Origin of the sequence: Amycolatopsis sp. NPDC005232 (genome assembly GCF_040607795.1) — a bacterium.
Lineage (GTDB): Bacteria > Actinomycetota > Actinomycetes > Mycobacteriales > Pseudonocardiaceae > Amycolatopsis.
Map to the genome: position 1 here is coordinate 387,505 of NZ_JBEXHL010000003.1, position 13,655 is coordinate 401,159.

At 70.4% G+C, this 13,655-nt stretch carries 15 protein-coding genes; 8 read left to right on the forward strand and 7 right to left on the reverse strand.

Annotated elements, in window-relative coordinates; translation table 11 throughout:
* Positions 1–120: 120 nt before the first annotated feature.
* From ctaD to ABZU76_RS09080, 3 genes are read right to left on the reverse strand one after another with little or no spacing between them, the layout of a single operon-like run.
* Positions 121–1,836: a cytochrome c oxidase subunit I gene (gene ctaD / locus ABZU76_RS09070; RefSeq protein WP_354866655.1), complete on the reverse strand. Its 1,716-nt coding sequence runs from the start codon at positions 1,834–1,836 to the stop codon at positions 121–123.
* Entirely contained in the window at positions 1,833–2,498 is a 666-nt protein-coding gene (gene hemQ / locus ABZU76_RS09075) for a hydrogen peroxide-dependent heme synthase (RefSeq protein WP_354866657.1), read from the reverse strand. The genes ctaD and hemQ overlap by 4 nt, the downstream gene beginning before the upstream one ends.
* A complete protein-coding gene (locus ABZU76_RS09080) occupies positions 2,495–2,635 on the reverse strand; it encodes a hypothetical protein (protein ID WP_354866659.1) in 141 nt (46 codons plus the stop codon). The genes hemQ and ABZU76_RS09080 overlap by 4 nt, the downstream gene beginning before the upstream one ends.
* Positions 2,636–2,847: 212 nt before the next feature.
* Here ABZU76_RS09080 and ABZU76_RS09085 point away from each other — a divergent pair, with 212 nt between their 5' ends.
* Entirely contained in the window at positions 2,848–3,135 is a 288-nt protein-coding gene (locus tag ABZU76_RS09085) for an amphi-Trp domain-containing protein (RefSeq protein ID WP_354866661.1), read from the forward strand.
* A gap of 175 nt (positions 3,136–3,310) precedes the next feature.
* On the forward strand, positions 3,311–3,562 hold the full coding sequence (locus ABZU76_RS09090; RefSeq protein ID WP_354866663.1) for a hypothetical protein: 252 nt from the start codon (positions 3,311–3,313) through the stop codon (positions 3,560–3,562).
* A gap of 60 nt (positions 3,563–3,622) precedes the next feature.
* Here ABZU76_RS09090 and ABZU76_RS09095 read toward each other — a convergent pair whose 3' ends face one another.
* Positions 3,623–4,561: an amidohydrolase family protein gene (locus tag ABZU76_RS09095; RefSeq protein ID WP_354866666.1), complete on the reverse strand. Its 939-nt coding sequence runs from the start codon at positions 4,559–4,561 to the stop codon at positions 3,623–3,625.
* A gap of 52 nt (positions 4,562–4,613) precedes the next feature.
* On the opposite strand from ABZU76_RS09095, the gene ABZU76_RS09100 reads away from it, so the two are divergent.
* Both ABZU76_RS09100 and ABZU76_RS09105 read left to right on the forward strand, forming a co-directional pair.
* Positions 4,614–5,096, forward strand: coding sequence for a MarR family transcriptional regulator (locus ABZU76_RS09100; protein ID WP_354866668.1), 483 nt, complete (start codon positions 4,614–4,616; stop codon positions 5,094–5,096).
* A gap of 41 nt (positions 5,097–5,137) precedes the next feature.
* Positions 5,138–5,848, forward strand: a complete 711-nt coding sequence (locus ABZU76_RS09105) for a class I SAM-dependent methyltransferase (protein ID WP_354866670.1) — start codon at positions 5,138–5,140, stop codon at positions 5,846–5,848.
* A 1-nt stretch (position 5,849) separates the two neighbouring features.
* Here ABZU76_RS09105 and ABZU76_RS09110 read toward each other — a convergent pair whose 3' ends face one another.
* Positions 5,850–6,593, reverse strand: a complete 744-nt coding sequence (locus tag ABZU76_RS09110; RefSeq protein ID WP_354866672.1) for an ABC transporter ATP-binding protein — start codon at positions 6,591–6,593, stop codon at positions 5,850–5,852.
* 95 nt (positions 6,594–6,688) lie between these two features.
* Here ABZU76_RS09110 and ABZU76_RS09115 point away from each other — a divergent pair, with 95 nt between their 5' ends.
* From ABZU76_RS09115 to ABZU76_RS09130, 4 genes are all read left to right on the forward strand, one after another.
* Positions 6,689–7,339, forward strand: a complete 651-nt coding sequence (locus tag ABZU76_RS09115) for a TetR/AcrR family transcriptional regulator (protein ID WP_354866674.1) — start codon at positions 6,689–6,691, stop codon at positions 7,337–7,339.
* Positions 7,332–8,348: a nucleotide kinase domain-containing protein gene (locus ABZU76_RS09120; RefSeq protein WP_354866676.1), complete on the forward strand. Its 1,017-nt coding sequence runs from the start codon at positions 7,332–7,334 to the stop codon at positions 8,346–8,348. The genes ABZU76_RS09115 and ABZU76_RS09120 overlap by 8 nt, the downstream gene beginning before the upstream one ends.
* A gap of 9 nt (positions 8,349–8,357) precedes the next feature.
* Entirely contained in the window at positions 8,358–8,891 is a 534-nt protein-coding gene (locus tag ABZU76_RS09125; RefSeq protein ID WP_354866678.1) for a GNAT family N-acetyltransferase, read from the forward strand.
* Positions 8,892–9,045: 154 nt separating this feature from the next.
* Positions 9,046–9,879 (forward strand): alpha/beta hydrolase, encoded by an 834-nt coding sequence (locus ABZU76_RS09130; RefSeq protein ID WP_354866680.1) that lies wholly within the window; start codon positions 9,046–9,048, stop codon positions 9,877–9,879.
* Positions 9,880–10,083: 204 nt separating this feature from the next.
* Here the strand turns inward: ABZU76_RS09130 and ABZU76_RS09135 are convergent, their stop codons facing one another.
* Both ABZU76_RS09135 and ABZU76_RS09140 read right to left on the reverse strand, forming a co-directional pair.
* A complete protein-coding gene (locus tag ABZU76_RS09135) occupies positions 10,084–12,231 on the reverse strand; it encodes an alpha/beta fold hydrolase (protein ID WP_354866682.1) in 2,148 nt (715 codons plus the stop codon).
* Between the two features lie 217 nt (positions 12,232–12,448).
* The gene (locus ABZU76_RS09140; protein WP_354866684.1) at positions 12,449–13,456 is read right to left on the reverse strand and encodes a GlxA family transcriptional regulator; all 1,008 of its coding nucleotides are present in this window, start codon (positions 13,454–13,456) and stop codon (positions 12,449–12,451) included.
* Between the last annotated feature and the right edge of the window lie 199 nt (positions 13,457–13,655).

The following is a 13,655-nucleotide window of genomic DNA, read 5'->3' on the forward strand; positions in this document are numbered from 1 at the left end:
GGTCGTGATCTCGTTCACCGGGGAGACCAGGCGTTCGCCCCGCACCACGCGCGCGACGTCGGCCGGCGCTTTCGCTTTGATCTCAGCGAAGGACTCCTCGGCAGAAACCCGCTGAACGGGTCAGACCTCCTTCTGCTGACCGGTCAGGGTGATGTGGCCTTCAGCGCGGATTCGCTCGATCATGTGCGGGTAGTGCAGCTCGAAGGCCGGGCGCTCGGACCGGATCCGGGGCAGCTCGGTGAAGTTGTGCCGCGGCGGCGGGCAGGATGTGGCCCATTCGAGGGAGTTGCCGTAGCCCCACGGGTCGTCGACCGTGACGATCTCGCCGTAGCGGTAGCTCTTGAACACGTTCCACAGGAACGGCAGCATCGAGGCGCCGAGGAGGTACGCGCTGATCGTCGACACGGTGTTGAGCACGGTGAAACCGTCCGTGGACAGGTAGTCGGCGTAGCGGCGCGGCATGCCTTCGGCGCCGAGCCAGTGCTGCACCAGGAACGTGCCGTGGAACCCGAGGAACGTGGTCCAGAAGTGCCACTTGCCGAGCTTCTCGTCCATCATCCGGCCCGTGATCTTCGGGAACCAGAAGTAGATGCCGGCGAAGGTCGCGAACACGATCGTGCCGTAGAGCACGTAGTGGAAGTGCGCCACCACGAAGTAGCTGTCGGACACGTGGAAGTCGATCGGCGGCGCGGCCAGCATCACGCCGGTGAGGCCGCCGAAGAGGAACGTCACGATGAAGCCCATCGAGAAGATCATCGGCGTCTCGAAGGACAGCTGGCCCTTCCACATCGTGCCGATCCAGTTGAAGAACTTCACTCCCGTGGGCACGGCGATGAGGAACGTCATGAACGAGAAGAACGGCAGCAGCACCGCCCCCGTCGCGTACATGTGGTGCGCCCACACCGCGGCCGAGAGCGCCGAGATGGCGATGGTCGCGAAGACCAGGCCGCGGTAGCCGAAGATCGGTTTCCGGCTGAACACCGGGAAGATCTCCGACACGATCCCGAAAAACGGCAGCGCGACGATGTACACCTCGGGATGGCCGAAGAACCAGAACAGGTGCTGCCACAGGATCACCCCGCCGTTGGCCGGGTCGAACACGTGCGCGCCCAGGTGCCGGTCCGCCAGCAGCCCGAGCAACGCTGAGGTGAGGATCGGGAACGCGACCAGGATCAGGATGCTCGTGATGAGGATGTTCCAGGTGAAGATCGGCATCCGGAACATCGTCATGCCCGGGGCGCGCAGGCAGACCACGGTGGTGACCATGTTGACGGCGCCGAGGATGGTGCCAAGGCCACCCACCACCAGCCCGGAGATCCACAGGTCGGCGCCGACGCCCGGCGAGTGGATCGCGTCCGACAGCGGCGTGTAGGCGAACCAGCCGAAGTCGGCCGCCCCACCGGGCGTCAGGAATCCGGAAAGAACGATCAGGCTCCCGAAGAGGAAAAGCCAGTAGGAGAAGGCGTTCAGCCGCGGGAACGCGACGTCGGGAGAACCGATCTGAAGCGGCAGCACGAAGTTGGCGAACCCGAACACGACCGGCGTGGCGTAGAGCAGCAGCATCACCGTGCCGTGCATGGTGAACAGCTGGTTGTACTGCTCCTGCGACAGGAACTGCAGCCCCGGGCGGGCCAGCTCGGTGCGCATCAGCATCGCCATCGCGCCGCCGATGAGGAAGAACCCCATCGAGGTGACGAGGTACATAACGCCGAGCTGCTTGTGGTCCGTCGTACGCAGCAACCGGAGGACCAGTGAACCCCGGGGCGCGTCGCGGCGCGGGTGCGCGCGGACCGCCACGGGAACGGGGGCGACCCGCGCGGGCGAATCAGTGCTCATGACAGGCTCCTGACCAGATCGTGGACCGACACGCGCTGTCCCGTGAAGAACGGCGTGTCGAGGCGGACGTGCATGCGGGCCTCGGTCGCGCGGAACTCGCGCATCAGATCGACGATCCGGTCCAGGCGATCCGCTTCCAGCGCGAGAATCCACTCGTAGTCGCCGAGGCCGAAGGCGGCGAGGGTGTTCGACAGGACGTCGGGGTAGTCGTGGGCCGCGGCCCCGTGGTCGGCGAGCATCCGGCGCCGTTCCGCCGCGGGCAGCAGGTACCACTCGTACGAGCGCACGAACGGGTACACGCAAGCGAACCGCGCCGGCGCCTTCGCCTCCAGGTAGGCCGGCAGGTGGCCGGGGTTGAACTCGGCGTCGCGGTGGGTCCCGGCCGAGCTCCAGACCGGCCGGGACGCGGCGCCCCACGTGGTCCTGCGCAGCGCGAGGTAGGCCTCCTGCAGAGCCTCGGGGGAAGCCGCGTGCCACCAGATCATCCAGTCGGCGTCCGCGCGCATCCCGGACAGCCGGTAGACGCCGCGGACCGTGGCATCGCCGGCCAGCGCCTGCTCCACCTCCTGCGAGACGGCCGCCTGGTCACACCCCGACGCCGCCGGGCCGGCCGCGAAGACCGACCACATCGCATAGGCGTGCTGGGGTTCGCGGGCGTTCATCGCGGCAGGACGGTGAACGCGACCGTCAGCACGAAGACCAGCGCGCACACCACCACCAGCGCCAAGGCGAACGACCGCGGCCCGGCGCCGGGCGGCCCGGCCACCTCGGGGCTCGGCTCCGGCATGAACTCGTCCATCACCACTCCTTTACGCACGCCTGACCGCCCGGATGGATAGTACGCTGATAATTAGCACACTAATCAACGGGGCGAGACATACCTCACGACCCCCTTTTCGCCACCGAGGGTGAGCGGGCGACGCCGGTACGCCTTCATGCGTGGCAGGTGATGCGCCGGCGCCGAGCGGCTGGTGCTGTTCGCGGCATCGGCAGCGAGCGAAGGAGTCAGCCATGTCCGACGTCGAGGTCAAGCGCGAGGAGAAGCTGTCGCGCGAGGACGCCGCCCAGCGGCTCGCCGCGCTCGCTGCCGCGCTGGCGGAAGGCGGCAAGGTGGAGCTCGCGCTCGGCGCCAGCACCGTGAAGGTCCACGTGCCCGACGAGGTGGAGATCGAGGTCGAGATCGAAATCGACGGCAGCGAGGTGGAGCTGGAAGTGGAGCTGAAGTGGGCGACCGGGAAACCCGCCCGCGCAGTGGCCACCAGGCGGACCGGCCGGCGATCCGCCGCGGCCGCGAAATGACTCCGGCGGCCGGCCGACACCGGTGACGGTGGCGGGCAGCCGTACCGGGTCGATACCGGCCAGCCGGTACGGACGCTACCGGCTGGCTGGTATCGACGTATTCCCGGCAGCACCGGGCCCGCAACGGCCGCTGGCGGCAATGTGCGAGGGCGGCGCCGCTGCGAGTCTTGGTTTCATGAAATCGAACGAGCGGTCCGGGCGCTCCGAGCCTGAGGACCTCACCACGGTGACCGGGCATACCGGCACGTCGTACCTTTGCCCGGATCTGCCCGCGGTCGACCAGCACATCACCTTGCTGTACCAGGAAATCGAGCGCACTCCCCCATCCAGCCGCCCCGAGGTCGAGCGGACCGTCTGGGCCGACATCGACCTCCTGCTCGACCGCCGGAAGTGGCTCGAGGTGACCACCCTTACCGCGGCGCGATGACCTGACGGTCACCGTTGCCCTTCACCTGACCGGCGGGCCCGCCTCCGCCGTCTCGCCGGATCAGCCCGCCAGGCGCGGGAAGAGCACCTCCGCGTTGCCGCGGTCGATCGCGGCGGCCTCGCCTTCGGCAAAACGCGGGTACTGCTCCAGGTACCGGTTGTAGTAAATGCCGGCCCGTTCAGGAGCGAACGGCCAGTCGCTGCCATAAAGGACGTGCCCCGGTTCGGCGAACTCCGGCAACGCCGGCAGCGCGCTGGGACTGGCCGAGAGGGCCGTGTCGAAGTAGAAGCGCTTGAGTTCACGGATCACGTCGTCGGCGTCGCGTGTGGTGTCCACGACGGTCGACGTCAGCCCGGAGAACCGGTAAGCGGCGTACGGCAGGAACCCGCCGCCGTGCGAAAGGATCACGCGAACGTTCGGGAATCGGCCGAGCATGCCCGTGAGCACCAGGTTGAGCGCGGCTCGCGTGGTGTCGAAGACATAGTCCGCCAACGGCGCCGGCGTGCCGGCCAGCAGCGGCATCGGCGGCTGCGCCGGGTGGACGAACACGACGGCTCGCCGCCGGTCCAATTCCGCCCACAGCGGCGCGAAATCGGGGTCGCCGAGGTAGCGACCATCCACATTCGACATCAGGACGACGCCGTCGGCGCGCAGGGTGTCCAAGGCGTGCACGGCGTCCGCAACGGCCCCGTCGACGTCGGGCAACGGGATACTGGCGAAATGCCCGAAGCGGTCCGGGCGCTCCTTGACGAGCTCGGCGCAGTACTCGTTCACCGCGCGCGCCAGGGTGCGTGCCTCGGCGTCGTCACCGAAGTGCGTGCCGGGCGCCGTGACGGACAGGACGCCCGTGGCGATGCCCTGGCGATCCATCATCGCGACGGCGTCACCGGCGCTCCAGCCGGGGATCGCCCAGCCACCGGAGTCGAGACCGCGCCCGGCGAGCGCCTCGGCCCAGAGCGGCGGGACGACGTGCTGATGGACGTCGATGCGGCCGGTCATGGCTTCACCTTTGTTAGCTTGCTAAGTATATTTGTTTAGTAAGCTAACAACCATGACGCCGAAGGACAAGCGCGTGATCGACGACGTGGAGGCCCTGGCCCAGGCCGCCGACCGGCTGTTCTACGCCATGCGCCGCTCCCGCACGACCATCGGCAACCGCGCCGCCGGCGGCCTGTCGCTGGCCCAGCTCGCCCTGCTCGATCCCCTGGCCGAGGACGCCAACGCCGCCGGGCTGCCCGTCAGCCGGCTCGCCGCGGGCGCCGAAGTCAGCGTCCCGACCGCGACCCGCATGCTCCAGCAGCTCGAGGCCAAGGGCCTGATCACCCGGCACCGCTCCCCGGACGACGAGCGGAAGGTCCTCATCTGCCTCACCGCCGACGGCTCGCGCCGCCTTCTGGCCCTGCGCACCGAGCTGCGCGCCCGGCAGTTCGAGGCGCTGTCGCGGTATTCGGCGCGCGAGCGGCGCGAACTGACCGCGCAGCTACACGGGCTGGCCGACGTCATCGGCGGGAGGATGACCGATCCGTCGCGCTGAGCCGGTTGGGTGAAGACCACGAGGTGGGTTGGATGGGGCGCATGTCTGCCACTCCCGAGGTCACCAACGACTACGACAGTTTCGCCGAGGCCTACACGGCCGAGAACGAGACCAGCCTCATCAACGCCTACTACGCGCGGCCCGCGATCCTGGACCTGGCCGGGGACGTGGCCGGCCGGCGGATACTCGACGCGGGCTGCGGGTCGGGCCCCGTGCTGGCCGCGCTGCGCGATCGCGGCGCCGACGTGACCGGCTTCGACGCCAGCGTCAAGATGATCGAGCTCGCCCGGCACCGGCTCGGCGCCGACGCGGACCTGCGGGTCGCCGACCTGAGCAAGCCGCTGCCGTATCCCGACGCGGAGTTCGACGACGTCATCGTGTCGCTGGTGCTGCACTACCTGGAGGACTGGTCCGCTCCCCTGGCCGAGCTGCGGCGCGTGCTGAAGCGCGGCGGCCGCCTGATCCTGGCGGTCAACCACCCGATCATCTTCAAACTGCTCAACCTCGAGTCGAACTACTTCGCGACCACCCGGTGGTCGGAGGAGTACGACTTCGCCGGCCAGAAGGCCACGCTCACGTACTGGCACCGGCCCCTGCATGCGATGACCGACGCCTTCACCGCGGCCGGCTTCCGGACGACCGTGATCAGCGAGCCGTACCCGGCGCCGGGCGCGCGCGAGCGGTTCCCCGAGGAGTTCGGGGACAAGCACGCGTTCCTGTGCTTCCTGTTCTTCGTCCTCGAGGCCGCCTGACTCACGACCCGGGTGCCTTGTACTCGGCGAGGACCTCGTCCAGCGAACCGTGCGCGCGGACGCGGCCCTCGTCCAGCCAGAGGGCCGTGGTGCACAGCTCGCGCAGCAGGTCGTCGGCGTGGGAGGCGAACACCAGCGCGCCGGAGCGGCGGGCGAGGTCGACCAAGCGGCCGCGAGCTTTGGCCAGGAAGGCCGCGTCGATCGCACCGAGGCCCTCGTCGAGGATGAGGATCTCGGGGTCGATGGTGGTCACCACGCCGAGCGCGAGCCGGACGCGCATGCCGGCGGAGTAGGTGCGCAGCGGCAGGTGGAGGTAGTCGCCGAGCTCGGTGAACTCCGCGATGTCGTCGAGCCGGCGCTCCATCTGCCTGCGGCTCATGCCGAGGAACAGCCCGCGGATCAGGATGTTCTCGCGGCCGGAGACCTCGGGATCCAGGCCCACGCCGAGGTCGAACACCGGCGCGATCCGGCCGACGACGCGCGTGCTGCCGCGGGTCGGCTCGTAGATGCCCGACAGCAACCGCAGCAGCGTCGACTTGCCGGCGCCGTTGTGCCCGACCAGGCCGACACGGTCGCCGTCGCGCAGGGACAGCGTGATGTCCCGCAGCGCCTCGATGACCGGGACCTTCGCGCCGGTACCGATCTTGCCGCCGACCTTGCCGAGCACCTGCTTCTTCAGCGAGCGCGTCTTGGCGTCGAAGATCGGGAAGTCGACGGAGGCACCCGTCACCTCGATGCTCACCATTCCGCCGCTCCTTCTCGTCTCGAATGCGAATGAAAGTTACCATTCACATTCTGGCGCCGACCGCGCGCCCTGGAGGGCGAGGTAACGTGCGGCCGGTGAGTCAGCGATCCGTCGAGCAGGGCTTCCGCCCGCCCCAGCAAGCCCGCAGCCGGGAGTCCCTGCAGAAGGTGCTGGCCGCGGCCGAGCACGTGCTCGCCGAAGGGGGCATCGAGGAGTTCACCGTCGGCGCGGTTGCCGACCGGGCGGGGCTGTCGGTGGGGGCGATCTACCGCCGGTTCTCGGGCAAGGACCAGCTGCTGTACGCGGTGAAGGACGAGCTGCTCGGCCGGCTGGAGACCACCGTCGACGACGCGCTCCGCTCGCCGGCGCCCGGGCTTCGCGGGACCGTCACCGCGTTCACCGAGGCCCTGGCGCAGACGTTCACCCGCCACGGCCGCGTCTTCCCCGAGCTGCTCGACGCCCAGCGCACCGAGAGCCGCGACCGCGGCCTCCAGGCGCTGGCCGCGATCCAGCGGACGTTCGTCGACGCCGCCGAACCCTGCCTCGCCGAGATCCGCCACCCGAACCGCGCGCTCGCCCTCCGGATGGCCGCGCGGACGATCATCGGCTCGTGTGTCCACCGCGCCGCCTCCGGCCGCTTCTGGCCGGACGACTTGACTTGGGGCACGTGGGCGACCGAAACGGCCGAGATGGCGCTGGCTTACCTGACGTCGCCGGGAAATCCGGAGCCCGGCCGCGGTGAGTGAGTCCATTCAGGACATCACCGTCTTGGGCCGGCGACTGCAGCCGAGCCCGGTTTTCGACACGTATTGGCGGTTTGCCGCCGCCCGCCAGGAGGTCTACTTCGCGCGGTTGCGGAACAGCGAGCCCGCGGCGAGTGATCCGATCCTCGCCGCCCACCGGTTCACGAACTGCTACCGCGCGGCGGACCGGGTGAGCCAGTTCGCCATCCACGACGTGGGCTATCAGGGCCCGCAAGAAGCGCGCGACGTGGTCTTCCGGATGGTGCTGTTCAAGTTCTTCAACAAGATCGGCACCTGGCGGCTCCTGGAGGCCGAGCTCGGACCCGTCACGTGGGCGTCGTGGCGGCCGGCGGCGGCGCGCGCGGTCCTCGACGCGGCCTGGCACGCCGGGCGCACGCTCTACTCCCCCGCCTACGTCATCCCGCCGTCCCGGCTGGGCGGGACCCGCAAGCACCACGACCACCTGCTGCTCGCCGAGACCATGATCCGCGACGGCCTGGCCGAGAAACTCCAGGACGCCCACGGCCTGGCGCAAGTGTTCGCGCTGCTGCGCGCCTATCCGGGCCTGGGGAATTTCCTGGCCTTCCAGTTCGCCATCGACCTCAATTACACGTCCGTGCTGGACTTCTCCGAAAACGACTTCGTCGTCGCCGGCCCGGGCGCGCGCGACGGCATCAGGAAATGCTTCGGCCCCGGCGCCCGCGGTATCGAAGACGCAGTGATCGGGTACATGACCGACACGCAGGAAGCCCACTTCACCCGGCTCGGGCTACGCTTCGCCTCCCTGGGAGGACGCCGCCTGCACCTGATCGACTGCCAGAACCTGTTCTGCGAAGTCGACAAATATGCCCGCGTCGCGCACCCGGACATCGCCGGCATCTCCGGGCGGACCCGGATCAAGCAGCAGTACCACCGAAGCGGTGAACCGATGCCGGCGCCGTGGTTTCCCCCGAAGTGGGGCATCACCGAGGCCGTGCGGGCGCAAGCTTCCGCTATGGTCGTGCCGCGGTAAGTTACCGCCATGACCGCCTGGCCGCCCGCCCCGATCCGGACCGAGCGGCTGGTGCTGCGCCAGTCCGAGGCCCGGGACCGCGCGACGATCATCGAGTTGTTCGCCTCGCCCGAGGTCTCGACCTTCCTCGGTGGCCCAGGATCGCGGGACGAGCTGGAACGCACCGCGCCCGAGGTGCCCGGGCGGCGCTTCGGTTTCTTCGTCGTCGAGCTCGACGCGGCGATGATCGGCATGATCACGCTCGACCGGCGCGACGCGACGCGTCCGGGCCGGCTCCGACCAGGCGCCGAGGCAACCGAGATCGGCTACCTGTTCCTGCCGCGGGCCTGGGGATTCGGGTACGCCGCCGAGGCGGGTGCGGCGGTGCTCGGCTGGTTCGCCGGCGCGATGCCCGGCGAACCGGTGGCGCTCTGCACCCAGACCGCCAACGAGCGCTCGATGCGGCTCGCGGCGAAGCTGGGGTTCACCGAGATGGAGAAGTTCGAGGAGTTCGGCGCCGAACAGTGGTTCGGGGTGTGGCATTCGGCCGCCGAGTCCGATTGAGCCCGCTGGTCGCGCCGGCCGATCAAGTGACCGTTCTTACCCTGAAAGCCGCCGACTCGGATCCGCGCGGCGGCGTAACGTGATCATGGCCGGACGCCTCGTACGGCCACTGTGGACAGACCGCATCGACTGCTGACAAGGGGAGCTCTCAGCCATGAAGCGCACAGACCTGGACCATCGCGAGAATCCGGACACCACGGGATCCCCGGCGCGGCTGACCCGCCGGTCCTTCGCGGGCATCGCCGCGCTGAGCGCCACCGGGCTCGCGCTCGCCGCACCGGGTTCGGCGAGCGCCGCCACGCGGCCCGCGCCGCGGCGGTCCGTCGTGCTCGTCCACGGCGCCTACGCCGACGGGTCGTGCTGGGCCGACGTGATCCCGCGCCTGCAAGCCGCCGGCATCACGGTCACGTCGGTGCAGAACCCGTTGACCTCGCTGGCCGACGACGTTGCCGCGACGCGGCGCGAGCTCGACCTGCAGAGCGGGCGGACCGTCCTGGTGGGCCACTCCTACGGCGGTTCGGTGATCAGCCAGGCCGGTGACCACCCCGCCGTCGACTCGCTCGTCTACCTGTCCGCACGGGCACCGATGGCCGGCGAGGACTACCCCGCGCTCACCGCACGGTTCCCGGCCGCGCCGGCCGGCGCGGGTCTCGTGTACCAGAACGGTTTCGGCCACCTCACCGAAGACGCGTTCCTCAACGACTTCGCCAACGGCGTCCCCACCACCAGGGCGCGAGTCCTCTACGCCGCCCAGGGCCGCGTCGCGCAGGATCTCTTCTCGACCAAAACCACCGCCGCCGCCTGGGAAACCAAGCCGAGCAGCTACGTGATCACCACCGCCGACCGCACGACCTCGCCCGAGCTCCAGCGTTTCGTCGCCGCCCGGATGAAGGCGCGCACGACGGTGATCAACTCGGGACACCTGTCTTTCATCACGCATCCCGAAACCGTCACCCGCGTCATCCTCGAGGCCGTGCACCGGGGCTGAACCTACGAGCGCTCGGCCGCGGCGCTCAGCGAGTCTGCGGCGGTCACGAGGGACGCGCCGAGGAGCACCCCGTCCTTCAGAAGGGCCTCGCCGAGCACGGACAGCTGGGTCATCGGGTGGCCCTCGCGCCACACTCCAGCCCGTACCGCATCACCGGCACCGCGGCCGCGGCGAGCACGGCCGGGGCACGCGGCTCGGTTGAGCTCACCGCACGGCCTGGACCGCGCTCGCGATGAGCCCCAGCACGTCGTCGGGGTGGGAGACCATCGCGACGTGGTTCGACGCGACCTCGACGGTCGTGGCCTTCATCCGCGCGGCGAACAGGCGCTGGGCCTCGGGCGGGATCGCCTGGTCGCCGTCGGCCACCAGGAACCACGCCGGGTGCGACTTCCACGCCGGGACGCCCATCACCTCGTCGAGGGCCGACAAGGCCAGCGGCTGCTGCACGGCGAACATGACCCGCGCCTTGACCGGGTCGACGTCGGCGGCGAAGTGGTTCACGAAGTCGTCCTCGGGCAGCCACGCGAAGCCCTGCTTGTCGACGTCGAGGTGCGCCAGCGCCGGGGTCACCGGCCCCTGCGCCAGCAGCTTGCCGATCGTCTCGCCCTCGTCCAGGCCGAACGCCGCGACGTAGACCAGCCCGACGACGTTCGGCGCGTCCGTCCCCAGTGCGGTGACGATCTGACCGCCGTACGAGTGCCCGGCGACGATCGTCGGGCCGTCCTGGCGGGCCAGCACCTGGCGCAGCCGCGCGACGTCGCCGGCCAGCGAGGTCTCCGGGAACTGCGGTGCGGTGACCCGGTAGCCGTCGGCCTGCAAGCGCTCGATCACCGCGCTCCAGCAGGAACCGTCGGCCCACGCGCCGTGGACGAGGACGATGTTCGGTCGCTGAGCCATGTTGGTTCCTCCCCGGGCAGCTGTTTCAGACCTCTTGGAGACTGGCGTGGCGGGCGCCGTCGCCTCATCACCCTTGGCGAGTGAACCCTCGCGCGGGCCGAGCCACGCGGCCAGCACGTGGGCCACGACCACCGCGACGATCACCAGCGGCATCACGGCCAGCCCGTCGGACGAGAGCAGGAGCGTGGCGAGCAGGACGGACGTCAGCGGCAGCCGCAGCATGACGACGCACATCGCGCCGATCCCCATCGCCACCCCGGCGACGAGCGGCAGGCCCGGCAGGTGCGACAGCGCGATGCCGCCGGCGGCGCCGAGGAACATCGACGGGAAGACGGGCCCGCCGCGGAACGCCGACAGCGTCACGCCGTACGCGAGTCCCTTGCAGGCCAGCAGGAGCAGCAACGTAGGGACCGCGTACGCCGCGCTGTTCTCCAGGAGCGCCGGCAGCGCCGTCTCGCCGGAGAACAGGACGTCCGACAGGCTTCCGCCCGCGGCGGTGTAGGCGATCGCGAGCCCGGCGATCACGAGACCCGCCACGGGAGTCAGCAGCAGGACGTGGTTTTCGACGCGCGAGTGCAGCAGCAGCGACAGCCGGCGGATACCCGTGCCCAGCACCGCCGCGGCCGCGCCGATGCCGAGCGCCCAGCCGAACTGCGCGACGTCGGGGTGGGTGAACGGTGGCAGCTCGGGCAACGCCAGCGACGCCGGGCCCAGGCCGGTCAGCGAGTCGAGGCCGATGAAGAGCAACGTGCCGATCCCGGCGGCCAGCAGCCCCGGCAGCAGCACCAGCCCCATGGTCGCGCCGGCCAGCCCCGACGCCTCCATCAGCAGGAACGCGCCCAGGATCGGCGACCCGAGCAGCGCGCTGATGGCGGCGAAGCTCCCGGTCGCCGCCACCACCGCACCGACCTGCTTCGGCGCGTGCGGACGCGCGAGCCGGACCGCGCACACCCCGAGCCCGGCACCGAGCGCGATCAGCGGCGCCTCGGGCCCGAGGACGGCCCCCAGCCCGAGCGTCGCCAGCGCGGCGAGCAGCACGCCCGGCAGCTGGCTCGGCGTGGGCTGCTGGCCCGGCTTGAACCCGCCTACGGGCGAATGGCCGCCCCCACCAGGCAGATACCGCACCGCGACCGCGACCAGCAGACCACACAGAACCAACGGCGGCACGGGCCACCACAACGGCGGCCCGGCGAACCCGAGCGCGCGCGGCAGATCGGTGTAAACCCACTCTTGAAGCGCGCCGACCAGCTGGAGGAAGAAGTAGGCCGCGGCGGAGATGGGCACCCCGATGATCGCGGCGATCACCAACAGGCGCAGGTAGGCAGGTGAGCGGAGCCGCGCTGCCAGGTCCGGCTGGCCCGGCTGGTCTCGTTGGCCCGGCCGCTCCGGCTGGCGCGGCTGGTCCGGCCCGTCCGCGGCGCCGCCGGCCGGCGCAGGCGTGGCCGTGTCCGCCATGCTCCGCCCTCCTCGTCGTTCGGCCCTGCCGCGTCGGCACCCCTCAAGCCGACGTAGGAGGACGACGCCACGGTGCCCGCTGCCGGCCCGCGAAACATCGCCCGTCCCAGGTGAGCCGGATCGCGTTTCGCCGCGTCGGGCCCAGGTCGGGCCGGAGAACGATGGCCGTGAAGTCGCAGTGCGTGGCGGTGATGACCGGCCGGACGGCCGCCGAAAACTACCCGGCGTTCGCTCGCCGAGCCGTGCTGAACCGGCGCTGGTACGCCGCCGGGCTGATCGAGAGTTTCCGCGCGAACACCCGGCGCAGGGCTTCGTAGCTGGGGAAACCGGCGAGGGTCGCCGCCTGGGTCGCGGTGTGGCCTTGGTCCAGCAGGGCCCGGGCCAGGTCGAAGCGGATGTTCTCCACGTAGCGGGCCGGAGTGGTGGACAGTTCGTCGTGGAAGAGGCGCGTGAGCTGGCGGGTGCTGACGTTCAGGTGCTTCGCGAGATCGCCGAGCGAGTGCCTGGCGCCGGGGTTGGCCGTGACCAGGTCGGTGATCGTGCGCAGGGCCGGGGAGCGCGGCGGAGGGCCCTGCAGCGGGGCGGAGAACTGCGACTGCCCGCCCGAGCGCTGCAGGTACACGACCAGGGAACGGGCGACGTCGCGCGTCAGGTCAGGACCGTGGTCCTCCTCGACGAGGGCGAGGGCCAGGTCGATGCCGGCGGTGACGCCCGCGGAGGTGTAGGTGGTGCCGTCGCGGACGTAGATGGCGTCGGGCTCGACGCGGCACGTCGGGCAGCGGGCGGCGAGCTCGTGGGTGACCTTCCAGTGCGTGGTCGCGCGCTTGCCGTCGAGCAGGCCGGCGGCGGCGAGGATGAACGCGCCCGTGCAGATCGAGGCGACGCGGCGGGCGCCGGCGGCCGGCACGCGGGCGGCTTCCGCCAGGTCGCACGGCACGGGCGTGCGCGGGTAGAGGTCGGACCCGGCCACCAGATAGGTGTCCGGCGCGGGCTCGGAACACACGGAGCCCTCGACCGCGACCTTGAACCCGAGGTTCGACACCACGTCCTCGCCCGTCGGCGAGACGAGCACGATCCGGTAGTCGGCACCGAGCCGCGTGGCCTCCTTGAACACCTCCGCCGGGCCCGCGACGTCCAGCAGGGTCACCCCGTCGAAGACCAGGATCGCCACGACGCGCGCGGGGGAACCCGGCCGGGCGTTCGCAGAGGCGGAAGACGGGCGCACAGGGCATTGGTAGCACACCGTCACCACAAAAGTGCACCGGCCGAGTTTAGTTACAACCCTTCACCGTAATGTCACCACTCGCTGCATTCCCTTCGACACAGGCCCGACCGAGAACAGGTCCGGCTCTGGCTGCAGGCCCTCTGGCAACGAAGCCACAGGCAGGTGAGCCGGACCATGGTGGAGACGTACGTGCTGGTTC

Bases quoted from the DNA above. Each gene is read 5' to 3' on its own strand.
- ctaD (WP_354866655.1), bottom strand. From the start codon at position 1,836: ATGAGCACTGATTCGCCCGCGCGGGTCGCCCCCGTTCCCGTGGCGGTC.
- hemQ (WP_354866657.1), bottom strand. From the start codon at position 2,498: ATGAACGCCCGCGAACCCCAGCACGCCTATGCGATGTGGTCGGTCTTC.
- ABZU76_RS09080 (WP_354866659.1), bottom strand. From the start codon at position 2,635: ATGGACGAGTTCATGCCGGAGCCGAGCCCCGAGGTGGCCGGGCCGCCC.
- ABZU76_RS09085 (WP_354866661.1), top strand. From the start codon at position 2,848: ATGTCCGACGTCGAGGTCAAGCGCGAGGAGAAGCTGTCGCGCGAGGAC.
- ABZU76_RS09090 (WP_354866663.1), top strand. From the start codon at position 3,311: ATGAAATCGAACGAGCGGTCCGGGCGCTCCGAGCCTGAGGACCTCACC.
- ABZU76_RS09095 (WP_354866666.1), bottom strand. From the start codon at position 4,561: ATGACCGGCCGCATCGACGTCCATCAGCACGTCGTCCCGCCGCTCTGG.
- ABZU76_RS09100 (WP_354866668.1), top strand. From the start codon at position 4,614: ATGACGCCGAAGGACAAGCGCGTGATCGACGACGTGGAGGCCCTGGCC.
- ABZU76_RS09105 (WP_354866670.1), top strand. From the start codon at position 5,138: ATGTCTGCCACTCCCGAGGTCACCAACGACTACGACAGTTTCGCCGAG.
- ABZU76_RS09110 (WP_354866672.1), bottom strand. From the start codon at position 6,593: ATGGTGAGCATCGAGGTGACGGGTGCCTCCGTCGACTTCCCGATCTTC.
- ABZU76_RS09125 (WP_354866678.1), top strand. From the start codon at position 8,358: ATGACCGCCTGGCCGCCCGCCCCGATCCGGACCGAGCGGCTGGTGCTG.
- ABZU76_RS09130 (WP_354866680.1), top strand. From the start codon at position 9,046: ATGAAGCGCACAGACCTGGACCATCGCGAGAATCCGGACACCACGGGA.
- ABZU76_RS09135 (WP_354866682.1), bottom strand. From the start codon at position 12,231: ATGGCGGACACGGCCACGCCTGCGCCGGCCGGCGGCGCCGCGGACGGG.